Origin of the sequence: Jatrophihabitans sp., assembly GCF_036389215.1 — a bacterium.
GTDB lineage: Bacteria > Actinomycetota > Actinomycetes > Mycobacteriales > Jatrophihabitantaceae > Jatrophihabitans_A.
Window position 1 is genome coordinate 15,536 of record NZ_DASVQG010000241.1, and the last position, 14,089, is coordinate 29,624.

The 14,089-nt window shown below is 71.5% G+C and carries 11 protein-coding genes and 1 rRNA gene; all 12 read left to right on the forward strand.

Annotation, left to right across the window (positions count from 1 at the left end; translation table 11 throughout):
- Positions 1 to 2,487, forward strand: coding sequence for a phenylalanine--tRNA ligase subunit beta (gene pheT, locus VF542_RS13450; RefSeq protein WP_408652214.1), 2,487 nt, complete (start codon positions 1 to 3; stop codon positions 2,485 to 2,487).
- Between the two features lie 97 nt (positions 2,488 to 2,584).
- Entirely contained in the window at positions 2,585 to 3,601 is a 1,017-nt protein-coding gene (gene argC, locus VF542_RS13455; RefSeq protein ID WP_408652215.1) for an N-acetyl-gamma-glutamyl-phosphate reductase, read from the forward strand.
- Positions 3,598 to 4,749: a bifunctional glutamate N-acetyltransferase/amino-acid acetyltransferase ArgJ gene (argJ, locus tag VF542_RS13460; protein WP_408652216.1), complete on the forward strand. Its 1,152-nt coding sequence runs from the start codon at positions 3,598 to 3,600 to the stop codon at positions 4,747 to 4,749. The genes argC and argJ overlap by 4 nt, the downstream gene beginning before the upstream one ends.
- Positions 4,750 to 4,759: 10 nt before the next feature.
- Positions 4,760 to 5,719: an acetylglutamate kinase gene (argB, locus tag VF542_RS13465; RefSeq protein ID WP_408652217.1), complete on the forward strand. Its 960-nt coding sequence runs from the start codon at positions 4,760 to 4,762 to the stop codon at positions 5,717 to 5,719.
- A complete protein-coding gene (locus VF542_RS13470) occupies positions 5,716 to 6,939 on the forward strand; it encodes an acetylornithine transaminase (protein ID WP_408652218.1) in 1,224 nt (407 codons plus the stop codon). The genes argB and VF542_RS13470 overlap by 4 nt, the downstream gene beginning before the upstream one ends.
- Positions 6,936 to 7,859 carry an ornithine carbamoyltransferase gene (argF, locus tag VF542_RS13475; protein WP_408652219.1) on the forward strand — a complete coding sequence of 308 codons (924 nt, stop codon included), beginning with the start codon at positions 6,936 to 6,938 and terminating at the stop codon, positions 7,857 to 7,859. Before VF542_RS13470 ends, argF begins: the two co-directional genes overlap by 4 nt.
- Positions 7,859 to 8,398 (forward strand): arginine repressor, encoded by a 540-nt coding sequence (locus tag VF542_RS13480; protein WP_408652226.1) that lies wholly within the window; start codon positions 7,859 to 7,861, stop codon positions 8,396 to 8,398. The genes argF and VF542_RS13480 overlap by 1 nt, the downstream gene beginning before the upstream one ends.
- A 29-nt stretch (positions 8,399 to 8,427) precedes the next feature.
- Positions 8,428 to 9,630 (forward strand): argininosuccinate synthase, encoded by a 1,203-nt coding sequence (locus VF542_RS13485; protein WP_408652220.1) that lies wholly within the window; start codon positions 8,428 to 8,430, stop codon positions 9,628 to 9,630.
- A gap of 26 nt (positions 9,631 to 9,656) precedes the next feature.
- Positions 9,657 to 11,108 carry an argininosuccinate lyase gene (argH, locus tag VF542_RS13490; RefSeq protein ID WP_408652221.1) on the forward strand — a complete coding sequence of 484 codons (1,452 nt, stop codon included), beginning with the start codon at positions 9,657 to 9,659 and terminating at the stop codon, positions 11,106 to 11,108.
- A gap of 5 nt (positions 11,109 to 11,113) precedes the next feature.
- A complete protein-coding gene (locus tag VF542_RS13495) occupies positions 11,114 to 11,773 on the forward strand; it encodes a DNA-3-methyladenine glycosylase (RefSeq protein WP_408652222.1) in 660 nt (219 codons plus the stop codon).
- Positions 11,770 to 13,053 carry a tyrosine--tRNA ligase gene (tyrS, locus tag VF542_RS13500; RefSeq protein WP_408652223.1) on the forward strand — a complete coding sequence of 428 codons (1,284 nt, stop codon included), beginning with the start codon at positions 11,770 to 11,772 and terminating at the stop codon, positions 13,051 to 13,053. Before VF542_RS13495 ends, tyrS begins: the two co-directional genes overlap by 4 nt.
- Positions 13,054 to 13,684: 631 nt before the next feature.
- Positions 13,685 to 14,089: ribosomal RNA gene (locus tag VF542_RS13505) — 16S ribosomal RNA — on the forward strand; the annotation flags it as partial.

Genomic DNA, 14,089 nt, shown 5'->3' on the forward strand with positions numbered 1-14,089 from the left:
ATGCGTGCGCCCATGTCGTGGATCGCCGAGTTCGTCGAACTGCCGGCCGGGCTGAGCGGACCGGCGCTCGGCGAGGAGCTGGTGCGGGTGGGCCTGGAGGTCGAGCGGGTGGAGTCGCCGGCCGACGGGATCAGCGGCCCGCTGCTGGTCGGCCGGGTGGAGTCGATCGAGGAGCTGACCGGCTACAAGAAGCCGATCCGGTTCTGCCTCGTCGATGTCGGTGAACCCGAGCCACGCGGCATCGTCTGCGGTGCCCGCAACTTCGCCGAGGGTGACCTGATCGTGGCGGCGTTGCCCGGGGCGGTGCTGCCGGGACCGTTTCCGATCGCGGCCCGCCAGACCTACGGCCGGACCTCCGACGGCATGATCTGCTCGGTGCGCGAGCTGGGCCTGGGCGAGGAGCATTCCGGCATCCTGGTGCTGCCGCCGGGCTCCGCCGAACCCGGCGAGGACGCCCTGGACGTTCTGGGCATGCGCGACGCGGTGCTCGACATCGCCGTCACGCCCGACCGCGGCTACTGCCTGGCCGTGCGCGGGCTGGCCCGCGAGGCGGCTACCGCCCTGGACGTGCCGTTCACCGATGTCACCGCCGGCATCCCCGACGCCCCCGCGACCGGCGGCTACCCGGTCTCGGTGTCGGACCCGTCCGGCTGTGACCGGTTCGAGGTACGGGCGGTGACCGGGCTGGATGCCCGGCGGCCGACTCCTGAGTTCATCACGCGACGGCTGCGAGCCTGCGGGATGCGCCCCATCTCACTCGCCGTGGACGTCACCAACTACGTGATGCTCGAGACCGGCCAGCCGCTGCACGGCTACGACCAGGCGCTGTTGACCGGTCCGCTCGGGGTCCGGCGGGCCGAGCCGGGGGAGAAGCTGACCACCCTGGACGGCACCGTCCGGTCCCTGGACGCCGATGACCTGGTGATCACCGACGACCGCGGCCCGATCGGGCTGGCCGGGGTGATGGGCGGCGCCGCCACGGAGCTGTCCGGGGCGACTTCTCAGGTGCTGCTGGAAGCGGCCCACTTCGATCCCGCCTCGATCAGCCGGGCGGTGCGCCGGCACAAGCTGCCGTCGGAGGCGGCCAAGCGCTTCGAGCGCGGCGTCGACCCGGCGATGGCCTCGGTGGCGCTGCAGCGCTGCCTCGACCTGCTGGCCGAGCACGGCGGCGCCAGCGCCGTTCCCGGCGGCACCGTGGTCGGCGACGGGCCGGTGCCGGTCCCGATCGCGCTGCCGGTGTCCCTGCCCGGCGAGCTGGCCGGCACCCCGATCGCGGCCGCCGCCGTCCGCCGCCGGCTGGAACAGGTCGGTTGCATCGTGATGGAGGACGCCGGTTCCGAGCCCGACAACGCGCTGCTGTCGGTGACCCCGCCGTCCTGGCGTCCCGATCTGACCGACCCCGCCGACCTCATCGAGGAGGTCATCCGGCTGGAGGGCTATGACAAGGTGCCCTCGGTGCTGCCCCGCTCACCTGCCGGGCGCGGCTGGACCGCCGAGCAGCGGCTGCGCCGGTCGATCTCACGGGCGATGGCCGAGGCCGGCTACACCGAGGTGATCAGCTACCCGTTCGTCTCTCCGGGCGTCCACGACGCCCTGGGCCTGGCCCCGGACGACAGCCGGCGGCAGGCGCTGCGGCTGGCCAACCCGATCTCCGACAACGAGCCGGAACTGCGCACCTCGCTGCTGCCAGGACTGCTGGCCAACCTAAGCCGCAACCTGGGCCGGGGGAACCGGGAGCTGGCGATCTTCGAGATGGGCCTGGTGTACCTGCCGGCCGAGACCACCGACCCGGCGCCGCGACCCGGCGTCGAGCACCGGCCGACCGACGCCGAGCTGGCCGCAATCGCCCGGACCGTGCCGGCCCAGCCCCGCTACCTCGCCACGGTGCTGGCCGGTGATCTGGAACTGCCTGGCTGGTGGGGCCCGGGCCGGGCCGCCGGCTGGGCCGACGCCGTCGAATCCGCCCGGGTGGCGGCCCGGGCGGCCAGGGTGGAGCTGGAGGTCCGCAAGGCCGAGGTCGCTCCCTGGCATCCGGGCCGGTGCGCCCAGCTGCTGCTGGACGGCACGGTGGTGGGCACCGCCGGCGAGCTGACGCCGCGGGTGATCGCGGCCCTGGACCTGCCGCCGCGGACCTGCGCGATGGAGCTGAACCTGGACGCCTTGCCGGTGCCGCGGCCGGCCCAGGCGCCGGTGCTGTCGAGCTACCCGCCGGTCCTGCTCGACCTGGCGCTGGTGGTGGCGCGGGAGGTGCCGGCCGCCGACGTGCTGGCGGCGGTCCGCGACGGCGCCGGTGAGCTGCTGGAAGCGGTCCGGCTGTTCGACGTCTACGCCGATGACCAGCGCCTCGGTGCCGGGCTGAAGTCGCTGGCCTTCGCGCTGCGGTTCCGGGCCCCCGACCGGACGCTGACGGTGGAGGAGGCGACCGCTGCCCGGGACGCGGCCGTCGCGGAGGCTTCGGCACGAGTGGCGGCGGTGCTGCGCGGCTGAGCCGGGCAGCCGGCCTTGGCGGGGGTCGCTGCGACCTCCGCCGAATACGCCCCCCGGGGTTTCGCATTCTCTTGCGCTGTCATGCATAATATTCCGCATGGGAGTTACGGTCGCGGTCGCCGGTGCCAGTGGCTACGCCGGCGGCGAGTTGCTCCGGTTGCTGGCCGGGCATCCCGATCTGGAGGTGATCGCGGCCACCGGGCACTCCCACGCCGGACAGCCGGTCACCGACCTGCATCCCCAGCTGGTCAGCTACGGCGACCTGGTCTTCAGCGACACCTCGGCCGACGTGCTGGCCGCCGCGGACCTGGTCTTCCTGGCGCTGCCACACGGCGCCTCGGCGGCCCTGGTTGCCGAACTGCCCGGCCATCGCAAGGTGGTCGACCTGGGTGCGGACTTCCGGCTGGCCGACGCCGCCGCCTGGCAGCGGTACTACGGCGGCGCGCACGCCGGAACCTGGACCTACGGCCTGCCGGAGCTGCCCGGCCAGCGGGCCGTGATCGCGGCCAGTGACCGGGTGGCCAACACCGGCTGTTACGCGGTCTCGGTCATCACCGCGCTGGCGCCGCTGATCGCCGCCGGGCTGGTGGAGGCCGAGGACGTCGTGGTGGTCGCCTCCTCGGGCACCTCCGGCGCCGGCCGGGCCGCCAAGCTCTCGCTGCTGGGCACCGAGGTGATGGCCGACCTCTCGGCCTACAAGGTCGGCGCGCACCAGCACGTGCCGGAGATCCGGCAGGCCACCGGTGCCCGGTCGCTGTCGATGACGCCGGTGCTGGCGCCGATGGCCCGGGGCATCCTGGCCACCGTGGCCGCCCGGCCCAGCTCGCCCGGGCTGCAGGTCGAGCAGGTTCGCGAGGTCCTGCACCACGCCTATGCCGGCGAGCCGTTCGTCCACCTGCTGCCGGCCGGTCGGCAGCCGCACACCGCCGCCACCCTGGGGTCGAACTCGGTCCAGCTGCAGGCGGCGGTGGACATCGACTCCGGGCGGGTGATCGTCACCAGCGCGCTGGACAACCTGGGCAAGGGCGCGGCCGGCCAGGCGGTCCAGAACGCCAACCTGATGCTGGGCCTGGACGAGACCGCCGGCCTGTCCGCCAACGGGGTCGCCCCGTGACCGTCACCGCCGCCCGGGGCTTCCGGGCCTCCGGCATCACCGCCGGCCTCAAGACCGCTGGGCCGGACATGGCGCTGGTGGTCAACGACGGCCCGCTGCAGGCCGCGGCGGCGGTGTTCACCGCCAACCGGGTCAAGGCGGCGCCGGTGCTCTGGTCGGCCCAGGTGGTCTCCGACGGCATCGCCCGGGCGGTGCTGCTCAATTCCGGCGGCGCCAACGCCTGCACCGGACCGGCCGGCTTCGCCGACACCCACGCCAGCGCCGAGCGGGTCGCGCAGCTGCTCGACGCCGGGGCTGCCGACATCCTGATCTGCTCGACCGGCCTGATCGGCGAGCGGCTGCCCATGCACAAGCTGCTGCCGGGCATCGACCAGGCCGCGGCCGCCCTGGAACCGACCGGCGGACAGGACGCCGCCGAGGCGATCCGCACCACCGACTCGGTGGCCAAGACCGCGGCGGTTGCCCACCCCGCTGGCTGGACGGTCGGCGGGATGGCCAAGGGCGCCGGAATGCTGGCACCGAGCCTGGCCACCATGCTCTGCGTGCTGACCACCGACGCCGTGGTGGACGCCGCGATGCTCGATGCCGCCCTGCGGGCCGGGGTCGCCACCACCTTCGACCGGCTGGACGCCGACGGCTGCATGTCCACCAACGACACGGTGGTGCTGATGGCCAGTGGCGCCTCGGAGGTGCCGGCCCAGCCCGCCGAGTTCGCCGAAGCGGTGCGGGCCGTGTGCGCGGACCTTGCCGGGCAACTGCTCGCCGATGCCGAGGGCGCCACCAAGGAGGTCGAGATCGTGGTGTCCGGCGCGGCCGGCGAGGACGACGCCGTGCAGGTCGGCCGGGCGATCGCCCGGAACAACCTGCTCAAGTGCGCGCTGTTCGGCAATGACCCCAACTGGGGCCGGGTGCTGGCGGCGATCGGGACCACCACGGCGGTGTTCGAGGCCGACCAGCTCGACGTCTCGATCAACGGTGTTCAGGTGTGCCGCGCCGGCGCGGCCGGGGACAGCAGGGACCTGGTCGACCTGACCGGGCGGCAGGTGCGGATCGAGGTGGCGCTGCACGCCGGTGCCGACACCGCGACCATCCACACCAACGACCTCTCGCACACCTACGTCGAAGAGAACTCGGCGTACTCCACATGACCGGCACCGCATGAGCCGGCCGGTCGCCGCGTCCAAGCCGGTGGTCACCGCGCAGGTGGCCGCTCAGCAGGCCGCCACCCTGATCGACGCGCTGCCCTGGCTGCAGCGCTTCTCCGGCAAGGTGGTGGTGGTCAAGTACGGCGGCAACGCCATGACGGCGCCCGAGTTGCAGACCGGCTTCGCCCAGGACGTGGTGTTCCTGCGCTACGCGGGCGTGCGGCCGGTCGTCGTGCACGGCGGGGGCCCGCAGATCACCGAGCAGCTGCAACGCCTCGGCATCCCGAGTGAGTTCCGCGGTGGCCTGCGGGTCACCACGCCGGAAGCGATGACAGTGGTCCGGATGGTGCTGACCGGCCAGGTCAACGGTGACGTCGTGAACCTGATCAACGACCACGGCACCTTCGCCGTCGGGCTCTCCGGCGAGGACGCCGGCATGTTGCGGGCCGAGCGGCGGCCGGCTCTGGTCGACGGGCAGCCGGTCGACATCGGCCAGGTCGGTGATGTGGTGGCGGTCGATCCCAGCGCGGTGACCGCGCTGCTGGACGCCGGCCGGATCCCGGTGATCGCCAGCGTGGCCCGGGGCGCGGACGGGCTGTCCTACAACGTCAACGCCGACACCGCCGCCGCCGCGCTGGCCGCGGCGCTGGGTGCGGAGAAGCTGATCGTGCTCACCGACGTGGCCGGGCTGTACGCGGACTGGCCGGACAGCAGCGAGGTCATCACCGAGATCCGGGCCAGCCAGCTGGCCGCGAAGCTGCCCACCCTGGCAGCCGGGATGGTGCCGAAGATGGAGGCCTGCCTGCGGGCGGTTCAGGCCGGGGTGCCCTCGGCGACCGTTCTGGACGGCCGGGCCCCGCACGCGCTGTTGCTGGAGATCTTCACCACCGAGGGGATAGGAACCATGGTGCTGCCAGACACGACCCCGGCCGGAGCGGCCGGCGGCGGGGCCCACTCAGGACCAGTGTCATGACCAGCGAGCTGCTGGCCAAGCGATGGGCCGCCGTGATGATGGACAACTACGGCACCCCGTCGCTGGCCTTGGCCTCCGGCAAGGGGGTCCGGGTCACCGACGTCGAGGGCAACAGCTACCTCGACTTCGTGGCCGGCATCGCCGTCTCGGCGCTGGGCCACGCGCACCCGGCGATCGTGGCGGCGGTCAGCGAGCAGGTCGCGGCACTGGCCCACACCTCGAACCTGTTTCTCCACGAACCGGGTGTCCGGCTGGCCGAGCGGCTGCAGTCCCTGGTCGGTGACCCGGCGGCCCGGGTGTTCTTCGCCAACGACGGCGCCGAGGCCAACGAGTGCGCGATCAAGCTCAGCCGGCTCTACGGCCGGTCGGTCGATCCCGGCGGCGGCCGGCTGCGCCTGGTCGCGACCGGTAACGGCTTTCACGGCCGCACCATGGGGGCGCTGTCGATAACCGGCAACCCGGCCAAGCGCGAGCCGTTCGAGCCGCTGCCCGGACCGGTCAGCTTCGTGGACTACGGCGACGTGGCAGCGCTGCGGGCGGCGGTGGACCCAACGGTCGCGGCGGTGTTCCTCGAGCCCACCCAGGGCGAGGCCGGGGTGGTGGTGCCGCCGCCGGATTACCTGCGGGCCGCCCGGGAGATCTGTGACCGGGCCGGCGCCCTGCTGGTCATCGACGAGGTCCAGTCCGGGATCGGGCGGACCGGGCACTGGTTCGCCGGCATCGCGGCCGGGGTGGTGCCAGACATCATGACCCTGGCCAAGGGCCTGGCCGGTGGCATGCCGATCGGCGCCTGCATCGGCTTCGGCAAGGTGGCCGGGTTGTTCACGCCGGGGGCGCACGGCAGCACCTTCGGCGGCAACCCGGTGTCCTGCGCGGCTGCCCTGGCGGTGCTGGACACCATCGAGGGCGACGGCCTGCTGGAGCACGTCCGCCGGTGCGGCGCCGTGTTGGAAGCGGGCCTGCGGCAACTGGACAGCCCGCTGATCCGGCAGGTGCGCGGCAGTGGCCTGTGGTACGCCGTGGTGCTGACCTCCGACTGCGCCGCGGCGATCGAGCGGGCCGCTCGCGAGCGGGGGCTGCTGGTGAACCCGGTCCGGCCGAACGTGCTCCGGCTGGCGCCGCCGCTGATCGTGTCCGAGTCCGAGATCGACGAGGCGTTGCACGCGCTGCGGGCGGCGTTGGAGACGGTGCACGCTCACCAGGCAGTCGCCCTGACATGACCCGGCACTTCCTGCGGGACGACGACCTCAGCCCGGACGAGCTGATCGAGGTGCTCGATCTGGCCGACGAGTTCAAGGCCGACCGGTTCTCCCGCCGTCCACTGGCCGGTCCGCGGGCAGTGGCCGTCATCTTCGACAAGCCCTCCACCCGGACCAGAGTCTCCTTCAGCGTCGGCATCGCCGAGCTCGGCGGCTACCCGATGATCATCGAGTCCAAGCTCAGCCAACTCGACCGCGGCGAACCGATCGAGGACACCGCCCGGGTGCTGGACCGGCAGGTGGCCGCCATCGTGTGGCGGACCTTCGCGCAGGACCGGTTGACCGCCCTGGCGGCAGCGAGTTCGGTGCCGGTGGTCAACGGCCTGACCGACGACTTCCACCCGTGCCAGATCCTGGCGGACCTGCAGACCATCCGGCAGCACAAGGCGACGCTGGCCGGCCTGACGGTCAGCTATGTCGGTGACACCTCCAACAACATGGGCAACTCCTACCTGCTCGGCGGTGCCGCGGCCGGCGTCCACGTCAGGATCGGCGGGCCGGCCGGGTACTCGCCCGATCCGCGGATCGTGGAGCGGTCCCGGGCGCTGGCGGCAGGCACCGGCGGCTCGGTGACGATCACCTCCGATCCGGTGGCCGCGGTCGAGGGCGCCGACGTCCTGATCACCGACACCTGGGTGTCGATGGGCCGCAAGGTCGACGAGACCGGGCGCGAGGACGCCTTGCGGCCCTTCGGGATCACCGCGAGAACCCTGGAACTGGCCGCGCCCGATGCCATCGTGCTGCACTGCCTGCCGGCCTACCGCGGCAAGGAGATCACGGCCGAGGTCATCGACGGGCCGCAGAGCGTGGTGTGGGACGAGGCAGAGAACCGGCTGCATGTCCAGAAGGCGTTGCTCACGTGGCTGCTGGAAAGGTCCTGATGGCGCGCACCACCCGAGCGGAGCGACCCGTCGCCGGCCAGCAGCAGGACCTGCCCAGCCGGGCGGCGCGGCATGCCCGGATCCTGACCCTGCTGTCGGAGCAGCCGGTGCGCTCGCAGAGCGAACTGGCGGCGTTGCTCGCCGCCGCGGGGGTGCCGGTCACCCAGGCGACCCTCAGCCGCGACCTCGACGAGCTCGGGGCGGTCAAGCTGCGCACCCCCGACGGCGGCCAGCCGGTGTACGTGGTGCCGCAGGACGGTGCCCCGCTGGCGGCCCGCCAGGTGCACGACGCCCCGCCGCATCGGTTGGCACGGTTGCTCGGCGAGCTGCTGGTGTCCGCGGAGGGCAGCGCCAACCTGGTGGTGCTGCGGACACCGCCCGGCGCGTCCAACTTCCTCGCCAGCGCCATCGACCGGGCGGGCCTGCCCGAAGTGCTCGGCACCATCGCCGGCGATGACACCATCGTGGTGATCAGCCGCGACCCCACCGGTGGCCCGGCGCTGGCCACCGGCCTGCTCGAACTGTCCACCAGCACCTGAGAGATCGTGATCGAAGAGGAGATATGTCAATGACCAAGCGGGTAGTGCTCGCCTATTCCGGCGGCCTCGACACTTCGGTGGCGATCGGGTGGATCGGGGCCGAGACGGGGGCCGAGGTGATCTGCGTGGCCGCCGACGTCGGTCAGGGCGGCGAGGACATGAACACCATCAGGCAGCGAGCGCTGGACTGCGGGGCGGTCGAGTCGGTGGTGCTGGACCTCAAGACCGAGTTCGCGGAGGAGTACTGCCTGCCGGCGCTGCGAGCCAATGCCCTGTACCTGGAGCGGTATCCGCTGGTCTCGGCGTTGTCGCGACCGGTGATCGCCAAGCACCTGGCCCTGGCGGCCACTCGGTACGGCGCGGACACCGTGGCCCACGGGTGCACCGGCAAGGGCAATGACCAGGTCCGGTTCGAGGTCGGTATCGGCGCGATCGCTCCGGAGCTGAAGGTGATCGCCCCGGTCCGCGACAGCGGCATGACCCGGGACAAGGCCATCCAGTTCGCCGAGGACCGGGGCTTGCCGATCGACCAGTCCAAGCGCTCGCCGTACTCGGTCGATCAGAACTTCTGGGGACGCGCGGTGGAGACCGGTTTCCTGGAGGACCCCTGGAACGCCCCCATCGAGGACGTCTACACCTACACCGCCGACCCGACCGCCAGCCGGGAGCCGGACGAGGTGGTGATCAGCTTCGAGAACGGCGTCCCGACCGCGATCGACGGCAGGTCGGTGACCGTGCTCGAGGCGATCCTGGAGCTGAACGAGCGGGCCGGCGCCCAGGGCGTGGGCCGGCTCGACATGGTGGAAGACCGTCTCGTCGGCATCAAGAGCCGCGAGGTGTACGAGGCTCCCGGCGCCATCACCCTGATCACCGCGCACCAGGAACTCGAGGACCTGACGGTCGAGAGGGACCTGCGGCGGTTCAAGTTCGGCGTCGAGCAGCGCTGGACCGAGCTGGTGTACGACGGGCTGTGGTTCTCACCGCTGCGGCACGCGCTGGACGAGTTCGTCGACTCCTCCCAGCAGTACGTCACCGGCGACATCCGGATGCGGCTGCACGGTGGCCGGGCAGTGCCGACCGGCCGGCGGGGCGAGGGGTCGCTGTACGACTTCGACCTGGCCACCTACGACACCGGCGACACCTTCGACCAGAGCCTGGCCAAGGGCTTCGTCCAGCTCTGGGGCCTGCCCAGCCGGATCGCGGCACGGCGGCAGCAGCGACTGGGCAAGTGAGCAGTGGGCAAGTGAGCAGTGGGCAAGTGAGCGGTCCGCGGCAACCTGTCGGGGACCGGCCGGGTGGCCGGCTGTGGGGTGGCCGGTTCGCCGGGGGTCCGGCTCAGGCGTTGGCGGCGCTGTCGCTGTCGACGCACTTCGACTGGCGGCTGGCCGGTCACGACCTCGCCGGTTCCCGGGCGCACGCCCGGGTGCTGCACGGTGCCGGGCTGCTGAGCGCGGACGAGCTGGCCGGCATGCTGGCGGCCTTGGACTCCCTCGCCGAGGACGTCCGAACCGGTGCGTTCAGGCCCGGGCCTGACGACGAGGACGTGCACAGCGCACTGGAGCGGGGACTGCTGGAGCGGGCCGGGCCGGACCTCGGCGGCCGGTTGCGCGCCGGCCGCTCGCGCAACGACCAGATCGCCACCCTGATCCGGATGTACCTGCGGGAGCAGGCCCGGGACCTGGCCGGCCAGCTGTGCCGGTTGGTGGCAGCGCTGGTCGAGCAGGCCGAGCGGCACCTGGGCGTGGCGATGCCCGGGCGCACCCACCTGCAGCACGCGCAGCCGATCCTGCTGTCGCACCACCTGCTGGCGCACTGCTGGGCGATGCTGCGAGACGTGGACCGGCTGCGCGACTGGGACGTCCGGGCCGCGGTCAGCCCGTACGGCTCCGGTGCGCTGGCCGGCTCCTCGCTGGGCCTGGACCCGCAGTCGGTGGCGGCCGAGCTCGGCTTCGACTCGGCGGCCGAGAACTCCGTCGATGCGACCTCGGCACGCGACGTGGTGGCCGAGTTCAGCTTCGTCACCGCGATGCTGGCGGTGGACCTGTCGCGGCTGGCGGAGGAGGTCATCCTGTGGGCGACCAAGGAGTTCTCCTTCGTGACGCTGGATGATGCCTACTCGACCGGCTCGTCGATCATGCCGCAGAAGAAGAACCCGGACGTCGCCGAGCTGACCCGCGGCAAGGCCGGCCGGCTGATCGGCAACCTCGCCGGGCTGCTGGCGACCCTGAAGGGCCTGCCGTTGGCCTACAACCGGGACCTGCAGGAGGACAAGGAGCCGGTGTTCGACTCGATCGACAACCTGCACCTGCTGCTGCCGGCGCTCACCGGCATGGTCGCCACACTGGTCTTCGACACCGAGAGGCTGGAGTCGCTGGCGCCGCAGGGCTTCTCGCTGGCCACCGACGTGGCTGAGTGGCTGGTCCGGCAGGGGGTGCCGTTCCGGGTCGCGCACGAGCTCGCGGGGGAGTGCGTCCGGGTCTGTGAGTCCCGGGGCGTGGAGCTGTGGCAGCTGTCGGACTCCGACCTGGCCGCGATCTCCGAGCACCTCACCCCGGGGGTCCGGTCGGTGCTGAGCGTCGCCGGGTCGCTGAACAGCCGGTCAGCGCACGGCGGCACCGCGCCGGCCCGGGTCAGCGAGCAGTTGGGCCGGCTGCGCCAGGTGCTGGCCGGGCATCAGGAGTGGGCCGGCGAGCACCGGTTGGCACACTGACCGGCGTGAGCATCGATCGCGAACTGCTGTCCGGGGCGGCGCTGCAGGTCGCGCCCCTCCTGCTCGGCGCCACGCTGGTGAGCCGCATCGGCGGTGCCGAGGTGCTGGTCCGGATCACCGAGGTGGAGGCCTATGAAGGTGCGCTCGACGCCGCCTCGCACGCGTATCGCGGCCAGACCCGGCGTAACGCGGTGATGTTCGGCGAGGCGGGTCGGCTGTACTGCTACTTCGTGTACGGCATGCACTGGTGTGCCAACGTCACCTGCGGGCGGCCGGGGACCGCCGCCGCGGTGCTGCTGCGGGCGGCGGAGATCCTCGACGGCGAACCGGTCGCACAGGGCCGCACCCGGACGCGGCTCAGCCGTGCCAAGCTGGCCAGCGGCCCGGCCCGGCTGGCCCGGGTGCTCGGGCTGACCGGCGAGCACACCGGCCTGGATCTGCTCGATCACCGCTCGCCCGTCCAGCTCACCGGCCTGCCGGGCGCGGGTCCTCAGGCCCCTGAAGGCGAGCCGCCGGCCGGCTACCGCACCGGCCCGAGGGTCGGGGTCGCGGCCGCCGCCGAGCATCCGTGGCGGTTCTGGTTGCCGGACGAGGCGAGCGTGTCGGCCTATCGCCCGGGTGGGCGGAAACGGGTTGCCGGCACCCGGCAGACTGAAGCACCGTGAGCACCGAACCCGAAGAGTCGCAGTCGCTGATCGAATCGCTGCCGGCGGACCTGCGCTCAGCCTATGAGGTGCTCGCTGCCGGCGCGGCCCAGGTGCTGCCCCGGACCGGCCTTGCCGAGCGGTTGCTGGCTGCCAGCCAGGAGCGCCGGCCGTTGCGGGTGAAGCTCGGCATCGACCCCAGTGGCAGCGAGCTGACCCTGGGCCATGCGGTGGTGCTCCGCAAGCTGAGGCAGTTCCAGGACTTCGGGCACCTCGCCGTGCTGGTGGTCGGCGGCTTCACCGGCCGGGTCGGCGATCCGTCCGGCAAGACCGCCACCAGGTCGGCCCAGAGCGCCGAACAGGTGATCGCCAACTCCCAGGGCTACTTCGACCAGCTGATGAAGATCCTGGATCCGGCCCGGACCGAGATCCGCGACAACGCCGACTGGCTGGCGGGGATGGGGCTGGCCGAGCTGCTGGACTACACCCGGCTGCTGACGGTGGCGCAGTTGCTGGAACGCGACGACTTCGCCAAGCGGTTCGCCGGCAACGTCCCCATCACCCTCTCGGAATTCTTCTACCCCTTGCTCCAGGGCATCGACTCTGTCGAGGTCACAGCCGACATCGAGCTCGGCGGTACCGACCAGACCTTCAACAACCTGGTGGGCCGGGTGCTGCAGAAGGCGAAGGGGCAGCCGCCGCAGGCGGTGCTGACCGTGCCGCTGCTGGTCGGCATCGACGGCGTGGAGAAGATGGGCAAGTCACTGGGCAACTTCGTAGCGATCACCGAGCCCGCCAACGAGCAGTTCGGAAAGCTGATGCGGATCCCGGACTCGGTCGTGCAGCAGTACGCGACCCTGTGCACCACGCTGCATCCCGCCGAGGTCAGCCAGCTGGGCGCCGAGGTCGCGGCGGGTGGTGCGCGTGCCAATCAGGCCAAGCGGCGGGTGGCGCGCGAGATCGTCACGCTCTACCACGGCGCCCGGGCCGCGGCCGCCGCCGAGGACCGGTTCAACGCGATCTTCCGCGACCACCGGCTGCCCACCGACGCCCCGGCCTTCGCCACCCGGTTGACCGATCCGGTGCACCTGCCCGCGCTGCTCACAGCCGCCGGTCTGGCCGAGAGCAGTTCCGCCGGCCGCCGGCTGATCGACGCCGGAGCGGTCAAGGTCGATGGAACGCCGGTGGCTCGGGGCTGCTACGAGCTGCCGGCCGCTGAGCTGACCGGCCGGCTGCTCGCCGTCGGCAAGCGGAAAGTCGTCCGGGTCGTCCCGGAGCAGGGATCGCCGGAGCTGGAATGAGGTTGCGGGGCCGCCGCGTTGGACCAGCCGTCGGACTGAATTGCAGGTGGATCAGGAGCCTGCTCGCCGAACATCTGAGGTGCGCAGGCAGCTGGCACCGTGGATTTGACCAGCATTTCCAGGTCGGCTAGTGTTTTCCCTGCACGGCGAACGGAGCCCGTAAGCGGGGGCCGGCCGGGTACGCCACCAGGTAGCAGGTCCTCGGATCGAGAGCTACACTGGTCAGGCAGCGGGCCGAGCGGGTCACTTTGACTCCGCGAAACGGACCGACTAGCATCAGAGGCCGCCAGTTGGCCGATCCTCGGATCGAGCCAGATTGGTCAGGCGCCGGGCCGAGCGAGTCAGTTTGACTCCGCGAAACGGACCGACTAGCGTTACACAGGTTGCCCCGGAGCGAGCCGAGAGGCTCTCAACGGTGAGCGTCCGCTCCTTGAGAACTCAACAGTGTGCCGAAAGTTAGTGCCATAAAAAGCACAACCTCGTCCGTGATCACCAGCTTTTTGCTGGGGTTCATGTACGAATTTCTTTGATTGATACGAGCAAGCTAGCTCGGATTGGTCAGCTATCAAATGGCTACTTCGGTAGCTTATCTGTGTCGACAATGCCGCTAAAGCGGCGACGTCATAAAACATTCACGGAGAGTTTGATTCTGGCTCAGGACGAACGCTGGCGGCGTGCTTAACACATGCAAGTCGAGCGACGCTCCTCCTTCGGGAGGATGACGGAGCGGCGAACGGGTGAGTAACACGTGGGCAACCTGCCCCTAGCTCTGGGATAAGCCCGGGAAACCGGGTCTAATACCGGATATGAGATCGGAAGGCATCTTCTGACCTGGAAAGTTTCTCGGCTAGGGATGGGCCCGCGGCCTATCAGCTTGTTGGTGAGGTAACGGCCCACCAAGGCGACGACGGGTAGCCGGCCTGAGAGGGCGACCGGCCACACTGGGACTGAGACACGGCCCAGACTCCTACGGGAGGCAGCAGTGGGGAATATTGCACAATGGGCGAAAGCCTGATGCAGCGACGCCGCGTGAGGG